Raw genomic sequence first — 21,190 nt, 5'->3', positions numbered from 1 at the left:
TAGGACTGGCGCGCTACTGCGTCCCCGGCTTCGTCCCCGGCTCCGTCCCCGGCTTCGTCCCCGGCCCCGTCCCCGCGGCCGGGCGGTGAGGCCAGACGACGAACCGGTAGGCGAGGAAGTTCAGCACCAGGCTGCACGCGATCGAGGCGAGCTTCGCTCCCCACAGGCGTACGTCGTCCGCCGCCATCGCACCCAAGGTCACCTCGGGGCCCCGCTCCAGCAGCCACAGCCAGCCGTGGATGAGCAGCGGCTGCGCCACCCACATCACCAGCCCCGTGCTGGCGACGAAGAGGAGCGCGTCGCGCAGCGTCAGGCGGCCGGCGGAGAAGGTGAAGAGGCCGTTGACGACGAAGCTGAACACCATGCCGGCGCTCGTCGAGACGAGGTTGGCGAGCGCGATGCCGAGGTCGTCGTGCAGCAGCACGAACAGGACGGCGTCGATCGCGGTGTTGCAGATCCCGACCGCGGCGAACCGCAGGACCGTCGAGCGCCGCGCGTGACCGCTCAGGGCCCGAACCCGGGCTGGGCGGCCACGTCTCGGTGGCGGCGGCGCTCGGGCCCGCGGTGGGTCCCGTCGCGTCCGCTCTCCCGGGCCACCATCGCCAGGGTGTAGAGCGGTCGGTCCTGCGACTCGACGTAGACCCGTCCCAGATAGCTGCCGATGACCCCCATCATCACCAGCTGGATCCCGCTGAGCATGAACATGCCGACACCCAGGAAGGCCCATCCGGGCACGGAGTCCTCGGGCCGGAAGAGCCGGACGAAGAGCGCGTAGAGCGCCATCAGCACGCTGAGGGCCGAGATGACGTAGCCGAGCCGGGAGATCATCTTCAGCGGCGTCGTGGAGAACCCCAGGATGCCGCTCGCGGCGAAGCTGAGCATCTTGCGGAGGGGATAGCCGGTCTCGCCCGCGAAGCGCTCGTCGCGGTCGAAGAGCAGCGGCTCCTGCCGGAACCCGACGTGCGCGACGATGCCACGCAGGAAGCGGTCGTGCTCGCGGTAGCGGGAGATCTCGGCCACCACGCGCGCATCCATCAGCCGGAAGTCGCCGACGTTGCGTGGGATCTCGACGGCCGCCATGCGGTCCAGGACCCAGTAGAAGCCCCACGCCGTGGCCCGCTTGAACGCAGTGTCCTTGCGCGTGCGTCGCTGCGCGAAGACGACCTCTGCCCCGGCCTCCCAGCGCTCGATCATCTCGACGCTGACTCGGGGCGGGTCCTGGAGGTCGGTGTCCATGACGATGACCGCGTCGGCGGTGCGGGTCTCCGCGATCAGGTCGAGCCCGGCCGTCACCGCGATCTGGTGCCCGAAGTTGCGGGAGAACTGGAGCATCGTGACCCGCGGGTCCTGCTCCCGCAGGCCGATCAGCCGCTCGACTGATGCGTCCCGGCTGCCGTCGTCGACATAGACGAACTCGAACTCGAGATCGGGGCGAGTGCTGGTCGCCACGACGAGGGCTGCATGGAACGCGTCGATGCCCTCGGCCTCGTTGTAGACCGGGAGGACGTACGCGATCCGGCGTGGTCCAGACTGCCGCTGCTCCATGGGAGGCAACCCTAGATGAGTGCGGGCGACGACGGATCAGAGCACGACGGCGACGGCGAGGACGACGACGACCCCGGTCGTGGCGGCACGGAGCAGTCCCTGCACCCGACCGAGCCACCGCACCAGGACCTCGTCGGAGGGACCTACGTCGTCCGGCGGCGGGGGCGGCCCGTCGGACCCGGCCAGCTGCCGCTCGCGAAGGAACGAGACGGCCGCGATCCCGAGCGGGATGGCCGCGGTCGCCCAGTAGCGGCCGCCGGCGAGGTGGACGAAGAGCTGGAGCAGCAGGCCACCGATCGCCAGCTTCGTCACGATGTCCAGGATCCGGGCCTCGACGCTGCGGCGGGCATGGAAGAGCAACGACACCAGACCGATCAGCATCAGCGGGACGTAGAGCACCCACGTCAGGACGTCGGCGACCAGCTGGCCGACGGTGCCGACGAGACCGCGCCCCTCGGGCGGGGCGAGGTAGCCGTTGAAGTTCGTCGGCTGCAGCGTGTAGGCGGCCAGGTTGTGCGCGACCCCGTCGAAGTAGCGCTCCGGTCCCACGTCGCGCATCGCGTGGTCCGACATCACCTGGAGGACCTCGACCTCACTGGTGTCGGTCGCCCGCCCCACCTCGCGGGCATAGCGCAGCGGCGCGAACCACATCGTGCTGCCGGGGTCGCACCGTCCGAAGCAGAGCTCGTCGGGGTCGCCGAAGGTGTTGGCGAGGACGGTCGGGACGGTCGTGGTCGTGAGGACCCGCGCGTCGAGGGTCCGTGACGCGAAGATCGACCAAGGTGCGAGCAGGGCCGCGAAGGTCGCACCGGCGAGGGCCGCCGCGGCGAGGCCACGCCACCGGACCCGCCCGCGCAGCATCACCGACGCCGCCACCAGCGTGGCCGCCCCCAGGCCCGCCAGCAACGCCGAGGTGCTCGACCGCAGGTAGAGGACGGCGATCGCCTGCAGCCCGAGCACCAGGCCCGCTCGCAGGCTGGGCGCCTCGCCCGCCCGGAGGCCGCGGACGAGGTCGACGAGGCGGAGCAGGAGCAGGACGAGGACGAGGCCGGCACACAGGTCGCCCCACGCGCCGTAGGTGAAGACGACCCAGCTCGGGACGAGCCCCGGCAACACGACGACGACGCAGGCCCAACGCGCTCCCAGGCGTCGTCGTACGGACCGGACGACGGCCAGGAAGAGCATCAGGGTGACCAGGCCGAGATAGCCGCGGACGAGCCAGATCGGGGCGTCGGGGAAGAGCAGGTAGAGCGGGGCGAGCAGGACGGGCATGCCGGGCATGAACCACGCCGACCCGACGACGTTGAGCTCCAGCTCGGTGGTGTCGGGCGCGGTGAAGGCGACGACGTCACGCAGCAGGTTCGACATCGCCATGCCGCCGTCGAGATAGGCCGCCTCGTCACCGAACGGCTCGGCGTTCAGGACGAGCGGATAGATCAGGACCTTCATCACGACGTGCGCCGCGACCAGCCAGCCGAGGAGTACGTCGGCCCGCAGCCCGGTCTGGCCGGGCCGGACGGGCAGGCGGGCGGGCCAGCGCGTCACCACAGGCTCGCCCAGCTCGACGACAGCGACGGCACCGGCCAGCGCTTGGTGGACGACGGCCGGTCGCACGTCGGGTCGTCCGGCCGGGCCACCGCGACCACGGGGAGGTCCAGCACGAACTCGCCGCGGACGAGGGTCTCGGCATCGGTGTCCGGGAGCTCGCGCACGGTGATGCGGACGGTCTCGCCGTCCGCGCGCAGCTGCACTGCGCCGGAGCCGCCATCGGGATGGCTGCCGGTGTCCCCGGCGTCTTCAGCAACCTCGGGGACGAGGGTGAAGCCCACGGACCGGAAGGCCTCGACCAGGAGCCGCTGAGCCTCCCCGCGGTCGACGAGGTCGTAGTGCCCGCGCAGCCGCCGACGCTCCCCCGCTGCGGTCGTGACGTCCGTGTCCCGACGGACCTGGTAGGCCAGTCCGTCCAGCCGGGCGCCACCCGGCAACGGGTAGCAGCCGCTCTCGATCGCGTCCACGGGCAGCGGGGGGCGGTAGTTGTGGTCGGGCTCGGCCCGGCCGAAGGTGGGGCCCAGGAACAACAGGACCAGCGCGACCACGGCGAGGGCCGCCGTCAGGGCGCCGCGGCCGACCGGCCACCTGCGGACGAGCGTGGTCATGATCCGCCGAGGATAGACCGCGGCCCGGCACGCCTTACACTCCCCGGCATGCTCGCCGGCCTCTCGAAGCGCTCCGCCGTGGTGGCCGGGTGGCTCGTCGTCGTCGTGGTGGCGACCGCCACCGCGATCGGCCTGATCCACCGCATCCTCCGGATCGACGGATCGCCCTATCGCCTCATCACTGCCGAGGTCCGGGCCGAGCCGGTGTGGTCGGTCCTGCTGTGGCTCGCCTGCCTGGCCTTCTACGGCGTGGCGTTCCGGTGGCTGTGCGCGTGGATGTCGCGGTGGCGGGAGGGCGTCGCCGCGACCGAACCCGTCGGGCGGTGGTCGACGCGGGTCGCGCGGCTGATGGAGTGGGTGTTCTCCCGCTGGTACCGGGCCGCGATCGCCATCGCGATCCTCTGGCTTCCGTGGATCCTGACGTCCTACCCCGGTCAGCCGAACCCGGACTTCGCGCGGATGATCGGCGAGTTCCTGCTGCAGCGCTCGGACTTCAACGACGAGATCATCGCGCCCTACGAGGCCTACCCGACGTCGCACTACCTGCTGCCCGATGGTGAGCGGATCTGGTCCAACCACCACAACTTCTTCCTGATGCTCTACTACGGCGGCGTCTCGAAGGTCAGCATCACATTGTTCGGGAGCCTGATGCCGGCGGTGTTCGTCATCAGCACCGTCTCGCTCCTCTTCACCCTGGCCGCGTTCGGTCGCGCGTTCTCGATCCTCGGGCCGCTGGTCCAGAGCTGGAAGGTCCGCGCCGCCGCGTTCGCCATCGTCGCCGGCTCACCGCTGATCGCGATGTGGTCGATGTCCCACAGCAAGAACCAGCTGTTCGCGGCCGCCCTGGTGTGGTGGCTGGCGCTGGTCGCGCAGTACGTCCACTCCCCCGAGCCGGTCGGGCGCCGGTGGTACGTCGAGACGACCCTGGTGTCTCTGGTGTTCGCCGTCGCGGTGCTGTTCGGCTGGATGATCCTGCTGGCGCAGGCGCTGATCATGCTCGGTGTGCGTCGCGGCAGGTGGGCACCGCTGGCCGTCATGGCCGTGCCCGGCCTGCTGGTCCACGGCACCGTCTCCCTCGCCGTCGGGACCGGCCTGATCATCCCGTCCGACCCGATCGAGACGAAGGGCGTCCAGCTGCAGCAGCTCGCGCTCATCCTCAAGGAGCACCCGGACGCGCTCTCCGACGAGGACCGCGCAGCACTGTCGCGGATCTTCGACCTCGAGGCGATGGCCGAGGCGTTCGATCCGGACATCTCCGACCCGGTGAAGTCGAGCGGTCCCTTCGACCGCAAGACCGAGAGCTTCAAGTACAAGACGGTGCAGCCGGAGGACTGGGACGACTTCACCGGCATCTGGCTGCGGGCCGGGGCCGAGCACCCGGACACCTTCCTCGACGCGCTGGTGATGAAGTCCTACCGCTACCTCGACCCGCTCGACCGCGGCACCAACTGGTACCCGCCGTGGTCGGGCACCTACGAGCGGACGGTCGGCGACCATCAGCTGGCGCCCGTGGACTTCAACAAGGGACCGCGCACGGCCGTGCGGGACGAGGCCTACGACTGCTACGACGAGATGGCCTGCCGACCGCTGCTGTCGCACTCGCTGCGCACGGTGCTGCTCGTGCTGATCTGTGCCGCCGCCATCGCGGTCGGGCGTCGGTTCTCCTGGCTGTGGGCGATGCCGTTCGCCCTGCAGATCGGGATCGTGGTGATGTCGCCGCTCAGTGCCGGGGGTCGCTATGCACTGGGCTTCACCTACGGCCTGGCCATCGTCATCCTGCTGATGGCGATCGACGATCGTCAGCCGTCGGATGATCCGGACGGCTCCGCGCGAACACCCACCGATAGCCGAGGTAGTTGACGACCATCCCGACCGCCATGGCGGTCAGCTTGGCCCCCGGCTCGGCGATCTCCTCGGCCAGCGAAGGGACGACGGCGTCGCACGCGGCGAGCACGGACACGATCACCAACGACTGCACGAGCAGCCCGGTGAACAGGGTGACCCCGGCGAAGCGCACGTAGGCGCCGAGGCCGCCGGCATCGGAGCGGAAGACCCAGGCCCGGTTGACGAAGAAGCTGATCGTCATCACGACCACGGTCGAGATCGCGTTGGCCGCGACGACCGGCAGGTCGACGACCAGCGACAGGAACGAGAAGATCAGCAGGTCGAGCGCCGTGTTGGCGAGGCCGACCAGCACGTAGCGGTCGAAGCTGCGCGAGCCGATCCTCGGACTCATGACGGGATCACGAGGCGCTCACGGGCGCGGCGCGGCGGGCAGCTGCAGGTAGAACAGCCGCCGGACCTCCTGGCGTCCGCGGAGGACGCCGTTGAGGACCATCCCGACCCCCATCAGCAGCACGCCGATGAGCACCAGCGACGACGCCAGGATCGCCGTCGGGAATCGATCGACCTCGCCGGTGCGCAGGTAGTCCGCCACGACGGGCAGGCCCAGGCCGAGACCGACCAGCGTGGACAGCAGGCTGATCAGCCCGAAGACCAGCAACGGCCGCTCGTGCAGCAGCAGGTGACCGAGCAGGCCCAGGATCTTGAAGCCGTCGCTGAAGGTGTTGAGCTTGGACTCCGAGCCCTCGGGACGGTCCTTGAAGCCGACCGCGACCTCCGCCTGCGGCACCCGGAGGTTGGCGGCGTGGATGGTCAGCTCGGTCTCGATCTCGAACTCCTCGGAGTTCGCGGGGAAGGACTTGATGTAGCGCCGGGAGAACGCGCGGTAGCCCGACAGCATGTCGCTGACCGGCTCGCCGAACGCCATGCTGGTGACCCGGTTGAACATCTTGTTGCCCCACGCATGCCCGGGGCGGTAGCTGCTCTCCTCCTGGGTGTCGACACGGCAGCCGACCACGTGGTCGTAGGGCCCGGAGACCAGCTTCTCGACCAGCTGCGGAGCCGCGGCCGCATCGTAGGTGTCGTCGCCGTCGATCATGAGGTAGACGTCGGCCTCGATGTCGGCGAAGGCGCGCCGGACGACATTGCCCTTGCCCTTGCGCGTCTCCGACCGGACCACGGCACCTGCCTCGGCCGCGACCTCGGCCGTGCGGTCGGTGGAGTTGTTGTCGTAGACGTAGATCGTCGCCGACGGGAGCGCCGCACGCAGGTCGCGAACCACAGCCGCGACCGTGAGCTCCTCGTTGTGGCACGGGACGATCGCTGCGATCTCCAGCTCGTCGAAGTTCATCGCGCCTCTCGGGGATCAGTCGTCGGTCGGGATGCCGTCGTTCGCGGGCCGACCCTACTCCGTCCGCATCCCTTGCTCGCCGCTGAGGGCGCGCCGCAGTCGCTGAGCGTCGACGCGCCAGAAGTCGTGCTGGCGACCGTCGACGAAGGTCACCGGGATCTCCTCGCCGAAACGCTGCGCCAGCTCGGGATCGTCATCGATCGACACCTCGACGTACGCCTCGCCCAGCTCGGCGCACACCGCCTCGATGACGGCGCGGGCGTCGTCGCAGAGGTGACAGCCCGGGCGGCCATAGAGCGTGACCCGCGCGGTCATCCGAGCAGATCCCCCTGGGCGCGGCGCAGCTGACCGCGCTGCTGACCACCCAACTGACCACGCAACATGGCCTTGCGCACCTTGCCGGTGACCGTGCGCGGCAGCGCGTCGACGACCTCGACCCGCGTCGGCCTCTTGTACGGCGCCAGCCGCTCCGCGCACGAAGCGTCGACGGCCGCGGGGAGCGTGCCGGGATCGGCCGCCTCCGGGTCGGCGACGACATAGGCGACGACCGTCTCCCCGGTCCGGTCGTCGGGTGCGCCGACGACGGCGGCGGCGCGCACTCCGGCGACCTCGCGGACCACTGCCTCCACCTCGCTGGGATAGACGTTGAAGCCGGAGACGATGACGAGCTCCTTGACCCGGTCGACCAGGTAGAGGTCGCCGGCGGCGTCGAGGAAGCCGACGTCGCCGGTGGACCACCAGCCGTCGGCGTCGGGGCCGTCGGCACCGTCGGGCCAGTAGCCGCTGAAGAGGTTGGCGCCGCGGACCTGGATCTCGCCGGGGTCGTCGGCCTCGGCGGCGTCGAAGGTCTGCCCGTCCTCGTCGACGAGCCGGAGGTCGATGCCGGGCAGCGCTGCCCCGACGGACCCGGGCCGGGGGTGCGGCGACAGCAGCGTGCTGGTGACGACGGGCGAGGCCTCGGTGAGGCCATAGCCCTGATGGACCGGGATGCCGCTGAGGGCGGTGAATTCCTCGACCGTCTCGGCCGGGAGCGGCGCCGATCCGGAGAGGATCATCCGCACGGGACCGAGCCGCTCGGCGAGGGCGTCGAGGTCGCGCCAGGCAGCGAAGACGGGCGGAGCGACGGGCACGACGCTGCAGGCCTCGTCCTCGATCAGGTCGAGGGTGCCCTCCGGGTCGAACCGTTCGGTCAGGACCAGCTTTGCCCGGTGCTGGATCACCCCACCGAGCACGGCACCGAGGCCGTAGACATGGAAGAGCGGCAGGACGCCGAGCACCACGTCGTCGGCGTGGATCATGGGCGGCTCCACCGCGGCGACCTGGGCCACGTTCGCCAGCAGCGCGCGGTGGGTCAGCATGGCGGCGCGGGGCACGCCCGACGTACCGCTGGTGTAGAGCAGGACGGCCAGCTTCTCGGGATCCGGCAACGCGGGAACCGCCCGGACGGTCTCGGCCCGCAGCTCGTCGTGGGCCCGCTCACCGGCGCGGGCGTCCGCGGCCACGACGACGACCTGCGGCCCTTCCGCGGGGCCGGCGGGACCCTGGGACGGTGCGTCGACGGCAGCGCGGACCGCCGTCAGGGAGACCGGATCGGCGACCACGAGGCGGGAGACCGAGTCCGCGATCATCCGGGCGATCTCCTCCGCGGTGGAGCCCGGGTTGACCGGCACGGCCACGGCCTGGGCACGCAGGACGGCGAGATAGGTCGTGACGAACTCGAGGCGGTTGCCGAGGGCGAGCATGATCCGCTGACCGGCGCGGATGCCGAGTGCGCCCAGCCCGGTCGCGATCCGGTCGACCTCGGTGTCGAGCTCGGCCCACGTCAGCGCGCGCCCCTCGGCCTCCACGACGGCCAGGCGGTCCGGGACGTCGTGGGCGGCCGCGGCGACCAGCGCCGCGATGTCGGGCACTCCGGGGACCGTTGGCTCCTCGGGCACGACGGCGTCCTCCGGCGACATGGGCCGATCCTATGCCTCGGCCCGGCGCCCGCCCTCTCTCAGGGAACCACTGACCATTCCCGCCTACTGCGCGCCGCGCCATTGGTCAGTGCTTCCCTAGAGTGAGCCCATGGCACCGCCCACCGACCGGCCCCGACGTCTGGACCTCACGCAACGGTCGAAGCTCGCCGGTGAGGCCGCAGCTGCCGCAGCCGAGGTCGAGTCGGCCCTCAGCACGCCCGCCGACCCGAGGGCCGCGGCCTTCTTCGACGTCGACAACACCGTGATGCAGGGGGCGAGCATCTTCCACCTCGCGCGCGGTCTCTACCGCCGCGACTTCTTCACCACCCGCGACCTGGTCGGTGCCGCCTGGAAGCAGGCCTACTTCCGCATCGCCGGCGTCGAGGACCCCGAGCACGTGGCCGAGGCCCGCAACTCCGCCCTGGCATTCATCGCCGGGCACACCGTCGCCGAGCTCGAGGAGATCGGCGAGGAGATCTTCGACGAGGCGATGGCCCACCGGATCTGGCCCGGGACCCGTGCGCTGGCACAGATGCACCTCGACCAGGGCCAGCGGGTCTGGCTCGTCACGGCCGCCCCCATCGAGATCGCCAGCCTGATCGCGCGCCGCCTCGGGCTGACCGGCGCGCTCGGCACGGTGGCCGAGCACGTCGATGGTGTCTACACCGGCGGCCTGGTCGGCGACATGCTGCACGGACCGGCCAAGGCCGTCGCGGTGACCGCGCTCGCCGAGCGCGAAGGCCTCGACCTCGCGCTCTGCTCCGCCTACAGCGACTCCGCCAACGACCTGCCCATGCTCGGCCTCGTCGGCGACCCGTGCGCGATCAACCCGGACGCGAAGCTGCGCGCCCACGCCCGCGCCCAGGGGTGGCGGATCCACGACTACCGGACCGGCCGCAAGGCGGCGCGCGCCGGCCTGGTCCTCGGCTCCGCGACCACCGGCGCAGCGGTGGCCGCGGCCGTCGTACGCCGGCAGCTGCGGGGCCGCTGAGCGGGTTGCCCACGCTGCGCAGCAGGCGCGGCCGGAGCCACCCGACGTAGTCAATTCGGGTGGGGAGAAACAGGCTGAATCCTGGTCGACCGGATATCGGTTTCCGCACCATGACGGCCTGGGGGGACGTAGGATCGCCCCCGGGGGAGAAAAGGGAGGGGCTCGTCATGGGCTGGCAACGCAGCGATCTCGAGCGTGGTCTCGACGCGCTGCGCGCTGCCGTGCTCGCCGCCCTGGCCCCGGACCTCACCCCGGCACTCGCGCTCTCCGGTGCGGCCACGTCCGCAGCGCCCGCCCGCCCGGGCAGCCACTGGCTGCTGAGCGAGGCGCGCGCCGAGTTACCCGCCGAGGACGGGTTCGACCGTGCCGCGGGATCCCCGAGCGACTACGGCGACGCGACGCTGGCCACCTCCTCGGAGGACTCGGCCGAGGCGCGCGAGCGGCTGATCGGGCTGGTCGAGCTCGCCCGTGGCGGCGACGCCGAGGCCTTCGGTCTGCTCTATGACCACTACCAGCCGTCGGTCTACCGCTTCCTCTACTACCGGACCCGCTCGGTCGTGGTCGCCGAGGACCTGTGCTCGGAGACCTTCTTCCGTGCGCTGCGCAACATGTCGTCCTTCCGCTGGCAGGGCAAGGACTTCGGCGCCTGGCTGATGACGATCGCCCGCAACCTGGCGACGGACCACTTCAAGGCCGGTCGCACGCGCCTCGAGATGACCACCGAGGACATGGGTCAGCACGACGACGCGACCGAGGGACCGGAGAACGCCGTCCTCGCCAGCCTGACCAACGAGATCCTGCTCGAGGCGCTGACCCAGTTGCCCAACGAGCAGCGCGACTGCCTCATCATGCGATTCCTGCAGGGCATGAGCATCGCGGAGACCGCGGCCGCCCTCGGGCGCAGCGACGGCGCGATCAAGCAGCTCCAGCTGCGCGGCGTGCGCAACCTCGCCAAGCTGATGCCGGAGGGATTGCGATGATCCGTTCGGACTATGCCGGAGTGACCGGTCGCACCGTAACCAGCACCGTCTCCAGGTCGTTGGACCTTCGACAGGGCAACGAGGTCGTCGCGACCACGTTGCGGCGAAGCGCGATGCGAGGGTGGTCACGGTGATGCGGGGCAACGGCTGGTCCCGAGGCGCGGACGAGTTCCACGCGCTCGTGTCGGGCAAGGGCGAGCCCGGTGATCGGGCAGACCTGCTCGAGCTCGTCGCCGCGCTGCGCGCCGTGCCGGCACCGACCGCGCGTCCCGAGTTCGTCACGTCCCTGCGCACCCAGCTGGTGGCTGCCGCCGAGCGTGAGCCGGCACGGGTCGAGGACGACCTCGCCGCCCGACTGACCCCGCGTCAGCGCCGTGGCTCCCGCGAGCGCCGCCTCGCTGCCGTCGTCGGCGGCTTCGCCGTCGTCTCCGCGACCGGCTCCATGGCAATGGCCGCGCAGGACGCCCTGCCCGGCGACGTGCTCTATCCGATCAAGCGGGCGATCGAGAACGCCCAGACCAACCTGCAGTCCGACGGGGCCGGCAAGGCCGACACGCTCATCTCGCACGCCGAGGCCCGCCTGTCCGAGGTCCAGGAGCTGACGGCTCGCGACGCCGACGCCGACGCGGTGTCCGAGACCTTGCAGGACTTCACCGACCAGGCCGAGCAGGCCTCCGAGTTCGCCCTCGACGACTACGCGACGTCCGGCAACGAGGACGCCATCGCGCACGTGCGCTCCTTCGCCGCCGACAGCATGGACCTGCTCGGCGCGCTCGGCCCTCTCGTCCCCGAGGACAGTCGGTCGATGCTCATCACCGCCACGCAGACGGTGCGCCAGATCGACCTCGCGGCCTTCGAGCTCTGCCCGGTCTGCGCCGACGGCGACGTGACGCAGCTGCCCGACTTCGCGACCCAGGCGCTGAGCTCGGTGCTCGACGTCGACCTGCCGTCGGCCGCCTCGGTGACCAACCCGGGTCGTCCGACCGGTCCCGCCCCGAGTTCCCGGCCGACCAAGGGCGGATCGGCCCCGGCCGCCGAGGAGTCGGAGCCGCCCGCCTCGCCCGTCGAGACGGTCACCGACATCCCCGGCAGCGACCCGACGACCGTGATCGACAAGACGGTCGACAAGGTCAAGGACACCGTGAAGGGCGCTGTCGACGGCGTGACCGGCAACGGCGGCGACGCGGGCGAGGAAACTGTCATCGGTGGTCTCACGGGCGGCGTCGCCGGCCTCCTCAACGGGCTGCTCGGCGGCTCCTGACGCCCGCGCGGGCTCCCGCGAGGGTCAGCCGGTCCACGTCGCGGATCGGCACCAGCAGGCCGTGACGGCCCATCGGACCCGTTGGCCCGGTTGGCCCGGTCAGCGGAAGACGGACTGCCGCTGCATCAGCAGGCTGTAGAGCGTCTGCTGGATGGTCTCGCGGACCTGGTCGGTCACGTTGAAGACCAGCATCGGATCCTCGGCCGCTCCGGCGTCGTACTCGTCGGTGCGGATGGGCTCACCGAACTCGAGCAGCCACTTCGACGGCAGCGGGACCAGGCCGAGCGGGCCGAGCAGCGGGAAGAACGGCGTGATCGGGATGTAGGGCACCCCGAGCAGGCGGGCCAGCGACGGGATGTTGCCGACCAACGGATAAATCTCCTCGGCGCCGACGACCGACAGCGGGACGATCGGCACCCCCGTGCGCAGAGCGGCGGAGACGAATCCACCCCGCCCGAAGCGCTGCAGCTTGTAGCGGTCGGAGAACGGCTTGCCGATCCCCTTGAAGCCCTCGGGCCAGACCCCGACGAGCTCGCCGCCGCGCAGCATCCGCTCCGCGTCCTCGCTGCACGCCAGCGTGGCGCCGCCCTTGCGGGCCACGGTCCCCACGACCGGCATGCGGAAGACGAGGTCGGCGCCGAGGGGACGCAGGAAGCGACCGGTCTGGTCGTGGATCGACACCATCGTCATCAGGCCGTCGACCGGGATGGTCCCGGAGTGGTTGGACACCACGAGGGCGCCGCCGGTGGTCGGGATGTTCTCCACACCGCGGACCTCGATGCGGAACCACTTCTGGGCGATGGGACGCAGCGCCGCCATGAAGAACTGCTCGGTGATCTCGGCATCGAAGCCGTATTCGTCGACGGCGTAGTCACCGGTGACCCGTCGCCGCAGGAATGCCAGGAAGCGGGCCAGCTGCGGCTCCCACTGGTCACCGAACAGCTCGCGGGCCGCGTGCTGGAAGGCGGCGAGCCAGTCACCGATCGGGATCCCGGCAAGCGGGCCGGCGCCGCGCTCCTCGGTGCGGGCGGCGGGGCGGGCCTGCTCCGGCAGCGCCGACGCGGCCGGCGGGTCGAGGAGGGAGGCGGTGCGGATCACGGGATCGTCGTCGCGCGGAGCCGCAGGGGCGGGCTCGGCGGCGGGCTTCGCGGCGGCCTTCGGGGCAGCGGACCGTTGGGCGGCGGGCTTGCGCGTGTCAGCGGGCTTGCGCGTGTCAGCGGGCTTGCCTGCGGCAGTGGCGGACTCGGTGGGGGCCGCGGCGTCCGCGCCCTTGCGGGTCGGCTTCTTCGCGGCACCGGGCGCGAGGCCGCGCGCGGCCGAGGACGGACGGGTGCCGGTGGCGCGGCCGGGCTGTCCGCGGGTGCCGATCGGGATGATCTCGGCGTCAGCCATGGGACCTACACCTCCGGGACGGGGGCCACGGCCAGCGAGGCGGGGGCCACGGTGAGCTGGGCGGGTCGGTCGTCGTCGACCGGGGGGAGTCGGTCGGCGAGCGCAGCGAGCGCGCGCTCCGACCGACGGGCCGCGGGCGGCAGGGTCGCCGCGAACTCCTCGAACGCGCCCGCCGTGGAGTAGTGGGGCTCGAAGCCGAACTCGGTGCGCATGCGAGTGGTGTCGACCCCGCGACCGTAGGTGAGGAAGGAGACGAGCTCCGGGGACAGGTCGGCACGACGGGCCGACTTGAGTGCGGATCCGAGACCGCCGAACGCAAACGCGGGCAGGGGCACGCTCGCGCGGCCCATCCGGCGCAACGCCTGGGACAGGACCAGCAGCCCGTCGCCGGCGATGTTGAAGGTGCCGGGCCGGCCAGCGACGACGGCATGGCGCAGAGCCCGGTTGAGGTCGGACTCGTGGAGGAACTGCAACCGGGGGTCGTAGCCGAGCACGGTCGGCACGACCGGCAGCCGGAAGTACGAGGTCACCGGGCTCACGACGCGCGCGCCGATGACATTGGCGCAGCGCAGCAGCGTGACGTCGACGTCGGGCCGGCGGCGGGCGAAGCCGCGCACGTAGCGCTCGACCTCGCTGACGTCCTTGGCGTAGCCGGTGCGGGGAGGCCGCCGCGGCTCCATCTCCTCGGTGAACATGGCCGGGTCGCGGTTGCTCGCGCCATAGGCCGTCGTCGAGGACTTCACGATGAGCTGGCGCACCTGGTCGGACTTCTGGCAGGCGGCGAGGAGCTGCATCGTCCCGATGACGTTGAGCTCCTTCATCGTGCCGCGCGCGCCGGCGGAGCCGGGGGTGGCGATGACGCTCATGTGGACGACGGTGTCGACGTCCTCCTTGGCGATCACCTTGGCGATCACCGGGTTGCGGATGTCGGCCCGCACGAAGGTGACATCACCCAGGTCGCCGCGCGGAGGAATGACGTCGACGCCGATCACGCGATCGACGCCCGGGTCGGTCGCGAGCGTGCGCGCGAACGTCCTGCCGAGGTCGCGAGAGACCCCGGTGACCAGGACCGTGCGTCCGGCGCTCATCCTCAACGACTCCTCCGCCTCAGGCGCCGCGCCCGGAGGCGCGGCGACGGCCGCGGCCCCGACGGGCCGCGCGCCTCACTTGCCGAGCTTGCGACGCTGGACGCGCGTCTTCTTCAGCAGCTTGCGGTGCTTCTTCTTCGCCATGCGCTTACGGCGCTTCTTGATGACAGAACCCACGTGGAACCTCTCCAATGCGTCGGACGATTGCCCGTCCGACGGTGCTACGGCGCTCCGGGCAGTCCCCGGAGCTCCGGCTCAGCCTATCGGGGAGTCGGTGGGCGCAGTGAATCAGCGTCCGGGATGGGACGCACGTCTCAGCAGCCGCGGGCGTCGTACGGCGCAGCGCGGAGCGGGCTCGAGGAGAAACCTCCACACCTCGACAGAGAAACCAACGCACCTCGTGCGAGAAACCCACGCACCTCGTGCACCACGAACTACGCAGGGGTGGCCTCCAGGCGGCGGCAGGACCTACGAGAGACAACCGCGGGCCGGCAGCGCGGCGCCCCGGCGGCGAAGCCGCGTCGTGACCGTTCCGCCGCCCGAGCGAAGCGAGCGGCGGTGCGGACGATCACGACAGGGCGACGCGCTCGGCCTATCCAGCGGAGTAATAGGACTTGCGGAGGTACTCGTTGACGCTGTCCTCGGTGACACGGAAGGAGCGGCCGACGCGGACGGCGGGGAGCTCCTCGTTGTGGACGAGGCGGTAGACGGTCATCTTGGACACACGCATCATCGAGGCGACCTCGGCGATGGTGAGGAACTTGGGGTCCGGGAGGGACTCGGCACGCTCACGCGAAGGAGGAGTCATGACAACCACGCTTTCTGCGCGTCCGTCACCGCCTTCCCCGACTGTGAATTCTGCGGACGCCTCTGCGTGAGAATAGGGCCGCATGTGACTCATGGGGAAGGCTTTGTCTAGTGAAACTTTTGGGACGCGGCGTGTCGGCTTGACCTGACGCCGCACGAGGCGCGGGAACTACACCGTTGTGATACCCCTGCAGCGGTGTCGGCGGGCGCTGGCAGACTGCGGATCATGACGATCCAGGCGCTGCTCCTCGACCTGGACGACACCCTGTTCGACCACCGCGGCGCTGCGGACCGGGGCCTGCGGACCTGGCTCGCCGGGCTGGGCCTGGCTGAGCACCCGGCCGAGCTCGAGGGCCATGTCGAGCGGTGGTTCGCCCTCGAGGCCCGGCACCATCAGCGGGCCCAGCGGCGCGAGCTGACCCATGCCGAGCAGCGACGGGTGCGGATCCGCGCCTTCCTCCCGGGCTGGGACCTGGCCGACGACGCGCTGGCCGACGACGTGTTCGCCGGCTTCCTGGGGTGCTACCGAGCGGCCTGGCGGGCGTTCGACGACGCCGCTGCCACCCTCGACCGGGCGGTGTCCGCGGGCCTCGCGGTCGGCATCCTCACCAACGGCGAGCAGTCCATCCAGACCGAGAAGCTGCGCCGCACCGGCCTGCTCCGCACCGACGTCCCCGTGTTCGCCTCCTCCGCGCTGCCGGCCGCCAAGCCGGACCCGCGGTCCTACCACGCCGCCTGCGCCGGGCTCAGCGTCGAGCCGTCCCGCACGCTGATGGTCGGCGACTCCCTGCGCCACGACGTCCTCGGCGCCCGTGCCGCAGGTCTGCAGGCCCGGCTGCTCGACCGGCACGGCCGCTACACCGGCCGCGACACCGCCCCGCCGGTGCAGCGCGTGGGCGCGCTCGCCGACCTGCGCTGGTCGAGCGCCGCCTGATCCAGGCTGACCTTGGCTGACCTTGGCTGACGCTGGGATCAGCTGCCGAGCTCGCGGGAGCGGTCCCGGGCCGCCTCGAGGGCGGCGAGGAAGGCCGCGCGCACGCGGTGCACCTCCAGCTCACGCAGCGCCGCGGCCGTCGTACCGCCCGGCGAGGTGACCTGCTCGCGCAGCACCGCCGGGTGCTCGTTGGTCTCGCGCAGCATGATCGCCGAGCCGACGAGGGTCTGGACGGCGAGCTCGTGGGCCACGGTCCGGGGCAGGCCCAGGTGGACACCCGCCTCGATCATCGCCTCCACGACGAAGAAGACATAGGCCGGGCCGGAGCCGCTGATCGCCGTGACGGCGTCCTGCTGCTTCTCCGGGACCTCGACCACGCGACCGACCGAGCGGAGCAGGTCGGTCGCCTCCGCCAGGTGCGCGTCGTCGCAATGGGTGCCGGCGGAGATCGCCGCCATGCCCTCGTCGACCAGCGCCGGCGTGTTCGGCATGACCCGTACGACGGCCACGCCCTCGGGCACGTGCGACTCGATGAAGCTCGTGGTGATGCCTGCGGCGAGCGAGACGAGCAGCTGGCCGGGGCGCAGGGCGGGCGCGATCTCGGCGAGCACGTCGGCCATGTCCTGCGGCTTGACCACCAGCAGGACGGTGTCGGCCTCGGCGGCCGCGGCGACGTCGGCGACCACCGGGACGCCGTACCTCTCGGCCAGCTCGGCGGCCCGCTCCTCACGCTTCTCGACGACCACCAGGTCGGCGGCGCTGCGGCCGGCTCGGATCAGGCCGGACAGCAGGGTCTCGCCCATCACGCCGGCGCCGACGACCGCGGTGCGCCTGGTGCTGCTGGTGGTCACGCGGGCCTCGCTCACTTCTTCGAGCTCACTTCTTCGAGCTCACTTCTTCGAGATCAGGGACGTCAGGAAGAGTGACAGGTTCTGCGGACGCTCCGCCAGTCGCCGCATCAGGTAGCCGTACCACTCGCGGCCGTAGGGGAGGTAGACCCGCATCCGCTCCCCCGCCGCCACGAGACGCCGCTGCTCCTGCGGGCGGATGCCGTAGAGCATCTGGAACTCATAGGTGCCCAGCGCCCGTCCGTAGCGGCTGGCCAGGGCGGAGGCGATCTCCACCAGCCTCGGGTCGTGGGTCGCGATCATCGGGTAGCCCTCGCCGGCCATCAGCACCTTCAGGCACCGCACGAAGGACCGGTCGACGTCGCCGGCGTCGCTGAACGCCACCTCCTCCGGCTCGTCATAGGCGCCCTTGCACAGCCGCACCCTGCTGCCGGGGCCCGCGAGCGCGCGGCAGTCGGCCTCGGTGCGATGCAGGTAGGCCTGCAGCACCACCCCGGTGCGGGGATGCTCCTCACGCAGCGCCGCCACGATCCGCAGCGTCGCGTCGGTGGTCGTGTGGTCCTCCATGTCGATCGTCACCGTCGTGCCGGCCGCGGAGGCCGCCGCACAGATCCGGCGGGCGTTCGCCAGCGCGACCTGCTCACCGTCCTCGAGCCGCAGGCCGATCGCGGTCAGCTTCACCGACACCTCGGCCCGCGCAGGCAGGCCGGCCGCGGCGATCGCGCCGAGCAGGTCGTCGTAGGCCGCGACCGTGGCGCGCGCCTGCTCCTCGTCGAGGGTCTCCTCGCCGAGATGGTCGATCGTCGTGTCGATGCCCTCATCGGCCAGCTGCCGTGCGACCTCGATCGCCTCGGCAGCCGTCTCGCCCGGGACGTAGCCGCGGACCACCGCCGCCGACAGCGGGAACGCCGTGACGGCCCCGCGGACCGTGCCGCTGCGGGAGAGCCAGAGCAGGGAGTCCCGGAGCGGTCGCATGGCCCGAATCTACAAACAGACTCCCTATCCGACGCCCCGCGCCGGCTCCCGAGCACCATGAGAGAACTCTCATCCGCGGCGGCTGGAGTGACAGGAGCCCGCCCCGTAGACTCCTTCTCGAGGGGAGTACCTCGAGACTCTTCCCCGGTCAGTACGGAGCCACCACTGGCTCCCCGGGTGGAGGCCGCCCGGCCGGCGCGATGCGCGGCCAGCGGTGAGGGAGACCTCGTGCCTCCACGCACGAGGAGATTCCTGTGTCCCTGTCCAGCCTGGTCCCCGCGACCACCCCCCTCACGGCGCCACTCGCGGCGGCCGATCCCACCTCCGGCGGGCTCGAGACGATCGCCACCCCCACGTTGTGGGTGGTCACGATCGCCGCCGTCCTCGTCCTGCTCGCCGTCGACTTCGTCGCGACCCGCCGACCCCACGAGGTGTCGATGCGGGAGGCGAGCCTCTGGTCCCTCTTCTACATCGCGCTGCCGGTGGCGTTCGGCGGCTGGGTGATCGCCGAGCACGGCAACGAGACCGGCGTCAGCTACTACACCGGCTACATCGTCGAGAAGTCGCTGAGCGTCGACAACCTCTTCGTGTTCATGCTGCTGCTGTCGGCCTTCGCCGTGCCGAAGGTGCTGCAGCAGCGAGTGCTGCTCTTCGGCATCATCGGTGCACTGGTGCTGCGCGGCATCTTCATCGCCCTGGGCGCGGCAGCCCTCTCCGCCTTCACCATCGTGTTCCTGTTCTTCGGCCTGATCCTGCTGGCCACCGGCGCCAAGCTGCTGCGTGACGCCCTGCGCGGCGAGTCGGAGGAGACGCCCGACCCCAACGAGATGCGGGTCGTCAAGGTGCTGCGCCGCTTCTGGCCGCTGACCGACGACTACCAGGGCACCCGGATGACGGTGAAGCAGGCAGGTCGACGGGCGCTGACCCCGCTCGCGCTGGTGACGGTCGCGGTCTTCATGACCGACATCGTCTTCGCCGTCGACTCCGTGCCCGCCGTCTACGGCATCACCTCCGACCCCTACCTGGTCTTCGCGACGAACGCCTTCGCCCTGCTCGGTCTGCGAGCGCTCTACTTCGTCATCCAGGGCCTGCTCGCCCAGCTGGTGCACCTGTCCTACGGGCTGTCGATCATCCTCGGCTTCATCGGGGTCAAGCTGGTCCTGCACTGGGCGCACACCGTGTGGGAGAGCGTCCCGCTCATCGGCAACCGCGCCTCGCTGGCAGTCGTCGTGGGCGTCCTCGTCGTCACGACGATCACCAGCCTGCTCGCCGTACGACGTGAGGAGCGCCGGGCGTCAGTCGACGGGCGAGAGGTGCTCGAGCGCGAAGTCCAGTGACTCGCGCAGGTCTGCCTCGCGCTCCTGCGGCGTCTCGCACTTGCGGGTGTTGATCTCCAGCACCACCTCGCCGGCGAAGCCGGTGGCAGCGAGGTGCTGCAGGAAGCGCGCGGCCCCGACGTCGCCCCGACCCGGGACGAGGTGCTCGTCCTTGGCCGAGTCGGTGCCGTCGGTGAGGTGGACGTGCCGCAGCCGCGGACCGAGACGCTCGGCCATCGCGACCGGGTCGGACCGCGCGATCGCCGCATGGGACAGGTCGACGGTGGTGTTGGCGTAGGGCTCCTCGGAGGGGTCCCAGCCGGGCAGGTACATTTCGAGGTGACGCCGCGAGGCGCGCCACGGATACATGTTCTCGACGGCGAACGCGATGCCCGAGGACTCCTCGAGCGCCGCGATGCCGTTGACGAAGTCGCGGGCGTAGTCGCGCTGCCACCGGAACGGCGGGTGGACGACGACCACCTCGGCGCCGACCTCCCTGGCCATCTCGGCCGAGCGCTCGAGCTTGCCCCACGGCTCGACGCCCCAGACGGCCTGGGTGAACAGCAGGCAGGGGGCATGGATCGCGCTGATCGGGATGTCGTGGTGCTCCGAGAGCTGGGCGACGGCGCTGGTCTGCTGCGACAGCGCGTCGATGCCGACCATCACCTCGACCGCCTCGTAGCCGACCGCCGCCGCCCACGAGAAGGCGTGCGCCGTCGACTCGGGATAGACCGAGCTGGTGGACAGTCCGATGCGCGGACGCCGAGGGCCGGTCACGGCTCGTCGGTCACCCGGAACTTGTCGATCCGCTCGAGGATCACGCCCTCGCGCAGCGCCCACGGACAGATCTCCAGCTCGGCGAGGTCGAAGATGTCCATGCAGGCCTCGGCGACCAGCGCGCCGGGGACGATCTGGTGGGTGCGGCTGGGCGAGACGCCGGGCAGTGCAGCCAGCTCCTCGGCACTCATCGCCATGAGCTTCGGGATCCACTGGCGCAGCCCGGTCAGCGGCAGGGTCCGCGGCACCAGCTGACCCTCACCCGAGGGCGCGGCGCCGCAGATCCGGGCCAGGGAGCGGAACGTCTTCGACGTCGCGGCTGCGCGATGGGTCGCCCCCGCACGCAGCAGGTGACCGGCGTCGCGGGCGATCTCGGCCCGGATCAGCCGACGGATCCGGCGCAGCTGCTCGTCATCGGGGCGGTCCGCGAACTCGGCGCGCGCCAGTCGCGCCGCGCCCAGCGGCAGCGACCACGCGACATCGGGACGCTCGTCGGAGCCCGCCGCGATCTCCAGCGAGCCGCCGCCGATGTCGAAGACCGCGAGTCGTCCGGCGGACCAACCGAACCACCGTCGTACGGCGAGGAAGGTGAGCCGTGCCTCGTCCTCGCCGGGCAGCACCTCGATCCGCACGCCGGTCTGCTGCTCGACGTGGGCCAGGACCGCCTCGGAGTTGCCGGCGTCGCGGACCGCGGAGGTCGCGAACGACAGCATCTCCTCGCAGCCCTTCTCCTCTGCGACGAGGAGTGCCTGGGCGGTGAACGCCGCGAGCGCTTCGATGCCCGTCGCCGAGACGTCGCCGGCGGCATCGAGGTGCTCGGCGAGCCGCAACGGCTCCTTGTAGGAGTAGGCCGGCAGGGGAGCCGCGCCGTCGTGGGCGTCGACGACCAGCAGGTGGCCGGTGTTGGATCCGATGTCCAAGACGCCCAGACGCATGTCTCCACGGTACTGGTCGCGACGCCCGACACAC

The 21,190-nt window shown here is 71.3% G+C and carries 22 protein-coding genes; 6 read left to right on the top strand and 16 right to left on the bottom strand.

Annotation, left to right across the window (positions count from 1 at the left end):
- Nucleotides 1-13: 13 nt before the first annotated feature.
- Genes E9934_RS19925 through E9934_RS11365 form a run of 4 tightly spaced genes read right to left on the bottom strand, consistent with a single transcriptional unit; the run spans nucleotide 14 to nucleotide 3,701 of the window.
- The gene (locus E9934_RS19925) at nucleotides 14-478 is read right to left on the bottom strand and encodes a GtrA family protein (RefSeq protein ID WP_275106630.1); all 465 of its coding nucleotides are present in this window, start codon (nucleotides 476-478) and stop codon (nucleotides 14-16) included.
- 26 nt (nucleotides 479-504) lie between these two features.
- Complete coding sequence (locus tag E9934_RS11375) at nucleotides 505-1,545, bottom strand: glycosyltransferase family 2 protein (RefSeq protein ID WP_136562999.1); 1,041 nt, start codon at nucleotides 1,543-1,545, stop codon at nucleotides 505-507.
- A 36-nt stretch (nucleotides 1,546-1,581) separates the two neighbouring features.
- Nucleotides 1,582-3,090: a hypothetical protein gene (locus E9934_RS11370; RefSeq protein ID WP_158294985.1), complete on the bottom strand. Its 1,509-nt coding sequence runs from the start codon at nucleotides 3,088-3,090 to the stop codon at nucleotides 1,582-1,584.
- Entirely contained in the window at nucleotides 3,087-3,701 is a 615-nt protein-coding gene (locus tag E9934_RS11365; RefSeq protein WP_136562997.1) for a hypothetical protein, read from the bottom strand. The genes E9934_RS11370 and E9934_RS11365 overlap by 4 nt, the downstream gene beginning before the upstream one ends.
- 48 nt (nucleotides 3,702-3,749) lie before the next feature.
- On the opposite strand from E9934_RS11365, the gene E9934_RS11360 reads away from it, so the two are divergent.
- Nucleotides 3,750-5,561 carry a DUF6020 family protein gene (locus tag E9934_RS11360; RefSeq protein WP_136562996.1) on the top strand — a complete coding sequence of 604 codons (1,812 nt, stop codon included), beginning with the start codon at nucleotides 3,750-3,752 and terminating at the stop codon, nucleotides 5,559-5,561.
- On the opposite strand, the gene E9934_RS11355 is transcribed toward E9934_RS11360, so the two are convergent.
- The 4 genes from E9934_RS11355 to E9934_RS11340 are packed head-to-tail and all read right to left on the bottom strand — an operon-like array spanning nucleotide 5,473 to nucleotide 8,852.
- The gene (locus tag E9934_RS11355; RefSeq protein WP_136562995.1) at nucleotides 5,473-5,937 is read right to left on the bottom strand and encodes a GtrA family protein; all 465 of its coding nucleotides are present in this window, start codon (nucleotides 5,935-5,937) and stop codon (nucleotides 5,473-5,475) included. The genes E9934_RS11360 and E9934_RS11355 overlap by 89 nt on opposite strands.
- Before the next feature lie 18 nt (nucleotides 5,938-5,955).
- Entirely contained in the window at nucleotides 5,956-6,894 is a 939-nt protein-coding gene (locus E9934_RS11350; RefSeq protein WP_136562994.1) for a glycosyltransferase, read from the bottom strand.
- Nucleotides 6,895-6,948: 54 nt separating this feature from the next.
- On the bottom strand, nucleotides 6,949-7,209 hold the full coding sequence (locus tag E9934_RS11345; RefSeq protein WP_136562993.1) for a glutaredoxin family protein: 261 nt from the start codon (nucleotides 7,207-7,209) through the stop codon (nucleotides 6,949-6,951).
- Entirely contained in the window at nucleotides 7,206-8,852 is a 1,647-nt protein-coding gene (locus E9934_RS11340; protein WP_136562992.1) for a class I adenylate-forming enzyme family protein, read from the bottom strand. Before E9934_RS11340 ends, E9934_RS11345 begins: the two co-directional genes overlap by 4 nt.
- A gap of 109 nt (nucleotides 8,853-8,961) precedes the next feature.
- Here E9934_RS11340 and E9934_RS11335 point away from each other — a divergent pair, with 109 nt between their 5' ends.
- From E9934_RS11335 to E9934_RS11325, 3 genes are all read left to right on the top strand, one after another.
- Nucleotides 8,962-9,843, top strand: coding sequence for an HAD family hydrolase (locus E9934_RS11335; RefSeq protein ID WP_136562991.1), 882 nt, complete (start codon nucleotides 8,962-8,964; stop codon nucleotides 9,841-9,843).
- A gap of 167 nt (nucleotides 9,844-10,010) precedes the next feature.
- Entirely contained in the window at nucleotides 10,011-10,823 is an 813-nt protein-coding gene (locus E9934_RS11330) for a sigma-70 family RNA polymerase sigma factor (RefSeq protein ID WP_136562990.1), read from the top strand.
- Nucleotides 10,824-10,956: 133 nt separating this feature from the next.
- On the top strand, nucleotides 10,957-12,084 hold the full coding sequence (locus E9934_RS11325) for a DUF5667 domain-containing protein (RefSeq protein ID WP_238694922.1): 1,128 nt from the start codon (nucleotides 10,957-10,959) through the stop codon (nucleotides 12,082-12,084).
- Nucleotides 12,085-12,183: 99 nt separating this feature from the next.
- Here E9934_RS11325 and E9934_RS11320 read toward each other — a convergent pair whose 3' ends face one another.
- The 4 genes from E9934_RS11320 to E9934_RS11305 all read right to left on the bottom strand — a co-directional run bounded on the left by E9934_RS11320 (nucleotide 12,184) and on the right by E9934_RS11305 (nucleotide 15,372).
- Complete coding sequence (locus tag E9934_RS11320) at nucleotides 12,184-13,476, bottom strand: lysophospholipid acyltransferase family protein (protein ID WP_162851547.1); 1,293 nt, start codon at nucleotides 13,474-13,476, stop codon at nucleotides 12,184-12,186.
- Nucleotides 13,477-13,481: 5 nt separating this feature from the next.
- Nucleotides 13,482-14,564 carry an NAD-dependent epimerase/dehydratase family protein gene (locus E9934_RS11315; protein ID WP_136562988.1) on the bottom strand — a complete coding sequence of 361 codons (1,083 nt, stop codon included), beginning with the start codon at nucleotides 14,562-14,564 and terminating at the stop codon, nucleotides 13,482-13,484.
- 75 nt (nucleotides 14,565-14,639) lie between these two features.
- Complete coding sequence (locus tag E9934_RS11310; protein WP_008356322.1) at nucleotides 14,640-14,741, bottom strand: 30S ribosomal protein bS22; 102 nt, start codon at nucleotides 14,739-14,741, stop codon at nucleotides 14,640-14,642.
- A 415-nt stretch (nucleotides 14,742-15,156) separates the two neighbouring features.
- A complete protein-coding gene (locus tag E9934_RS11305; protein ID WP_136562987.1) occupies nucleotides 15,157-15,372 on the bottom strand; it encodes a helix-turn-helix domain-containing protein in 216 nt (71 codons plus the stop codon).
- Nucleotides 15,373-15,597: 225 nt separating this feature from the next.
- On the opposite strand from E9934_RS11305, the gene E9934_RS11300 reads away from it, so the two are divergent.
- Nucleotides 15,598-16,305 carry an HAD family hydrolase gene (locus tag E9934_RS11300; protein WP_202977268.1) on the top strand — a complete coding sequence of 236 codons (708 nt, stop codon included), beginning with the start codon at nucleotides 15,598-15,600 and terminating at the stop codon, nucleotides 16,303-16,305.
- 38 nt (nucleotides 16,306-16,343) lie between these two features.
- Here the strand turns inward: E9934_RS11300 and proC are convergent, their stop codons facing one another.
- Nucleotides 16,344-17,156 (bottom strand): pyrroline-5-carboxylate reductase, encoded by an 813-nt coding sequence (proC, locus tag E9934_RS11295; protein ID WP_275106629.1) that lies wholly within the window; start codon nucleotides 17,154-17,156, stop codon nucleotides 16,344-16,346.
- A gap of 39 nt (nucleotides 17,157-17,195) precedes the next feature.
- Nucleotides 17,196-18,128, bottom strand: coding sequence for a proline dehydrogenase family protein (locus E9934_RS11290; RefSeq protein ID WP_136562986.1), 933 nt, complete (start codon nucleotides 18,126-18,128; stop codon nucleotides 17,196-17,198).
- A 254-nt stretch (nucleotides 18,129-18,382) separates the two neighbouring features.
- Between E9934_RS11290 and E9934_RS11285 the strand changes: the two genes are divergently transcribed.
- Nucleotides 18,383-19,465: a TerC/Alx family metal homeostasis membrane protein gene (locus E9934_RS11285; RefSeq protein WP_238694909.1), complete on the top strand. Its 1,083-nt coding sequence runs from the start codon at nucleotides 18,383-18,385 to the stop codon at nucleotides 19,463-19,465.
- Here the strand turns inward: E9934_RS11285 and E9934_RS11280 are convergent.
- Together E9934_RS11280 and E9934_RS11275 are read right to left on the bottom strand one after the other, a co-directional pair.
- Nucleotides 19,424-20,221: a sugar phosphate isomerase/epimerase family protein gene (locus tag E9934_RS11280; RefSeq protein ID WP_136562985.1), complete on the bottom strand. Its 798-nt coding sequence runs from the start codon at nucleotides 20,219-20,221 to the stop codon at nucleotides 19,424-19,426. The genes E9934_RS11285 and E9934_RS11280 overlap by 42 nt on opposite strands.
- Complete coding sequence (locus E9934_RS11275; protein ID WP_136562984.1) at nucleotides 20,218-21,156, bottom strand: Ppx/GppA family phosphatase; 939 nt, start codon at nucleotides 21,154-21,156, stop codon at nucleotides 20,218-20,220. The genes E9934_RS11280 and E9934_RS11275 overlap by 4 nt, the downstream gene beginning before the upstream one ends.
- Nucleotides 21,157-21,190 lie beyond the last annotated feature (34 nt).

Source organism: Nocardioides caeni (assembly GCF_004912195.1).
GTDB lineage: Bacteria > Actinomycetota > Actinomycetes > Propionibacteriales > Nocardioidaceae > Nocardioides > Nocardioides caeni.
This window is presented reverse-complemented; position numbering and strand designations above follow the sequence as displayed.

Bases quoted from the DNA above. Each gene is read 5' to 3' on its own strand.
- E9934_RS11300 (WP_202977268.1), top strand. From the start codon at position 15,598: ATGACGATCCAGGCGCTGCTCCTCGACCTGGACGACACCCTGTTCGAC.
- E9934_RS11320 (WP_162851547.1), bottom strand. From the start codon at position 13,476: ATGGCTGACGCCGAGATCATCCCGATCGGCACCCGCGGACAGCCCGGC.
- E9934_RS11335 (WP_136562991.1), top strand. From the start codon at position 8,962: ATGGCACCGCCCACCGACCGGCCCCGACGTCTGGACCTCACGCAACGG.
- E9934_RS11365 (WP_136562997.1), bottom strand. From the start codon at position 3,701: ATGACCACGCTCGTCCGCAGGTGGCCGGTCGGCCGCGGCGCCCTGACG.
- E9934_RS11345 (WP_136562993.1), bottom strand. From the start codon at position 7,209: ATGACCGCGCGGGTCACGCTCTATGGCCGCCCGGGCTGTCACCTCTGC.
- E9934_RS11305 (WP_136562987.1), bottom strand. From the start codon at position 15,372: ATGACTCCTCCTTCGCGTGAGCGTGCCGAGTCCCTCCCGGACCCCAAG.
- E9934_RS11360 (WP_136562996.1), top strand. From the start codon at position 3,750: ATGCTCGCCGGCCTCTCGAAGCGCTCCGCCGTGGTGGCCGGGTGGCTC.
- E9934_RS11355 (WP_136562995.1), bottom strand. From the start codon at position 5,937: ATGAGTCCGAGGATCGGCTCGCGCAGCTTCGACCGCTACGTGCTGGTC.
- E9934_RS11275 (WP_136562984.1), bottom strand. From the start codon at position 21,156: ATGCGTCTGGGCGTCTTGGACATCGGATCCAACACCGGCCACCTGCTG.
- E9934_RS11340 (WP_136562992.1), bottom strand. From the start codon at position 8,852: ATGTCGCCGGAGGACGCCGTCGTGCCCGAGGAGCCAACGGTCCCCGGA.
- E9934_RS11325 (WP_238694922.1), top strand. From the start codon at position 10,957: ATGCGGGGCAACGGCTGGTCCCGAGGCGCGGACGAGTTCCACGCGCTC.
- E9934_RS11315 (WP_136562988.1), bottom strand. From the start codon at position 14,564: ATGAGCGCCGGACGCACGGTCCTGGTCACCGGGGTCTCTCGCGACCTC.
- E9934_RS11350 (WP_136562994.1), bottom strand. From the start codon at position 6,894: ATGAACTTCGACGAGCTGGAGATCGCAGCGATCGTCCCGTGCCACAAC.
- E9934_RS11330 (WP_136562990.1), top strand. From the start codon at position 10,011: ATGGGCTGGCAACGCAGCGATCTCGAGCGTGGTCTCGACGCGCTGCGC.
- E9934_RS11375 (WP_136562999.1), bottom strand. From the start codon at position 1,545: ATGGAGCAGCGGCAGTCTGGACCACGCCGGATCGCGTACGTCCTCCCG.
- E9934_RS11290 (WP_136562986.1), bottom strand. From the start codon at position 18,128: ATGCGACCGCTCCGGGACTCCCTGCTCTGGCTCTCCCGCAGCGGCACG.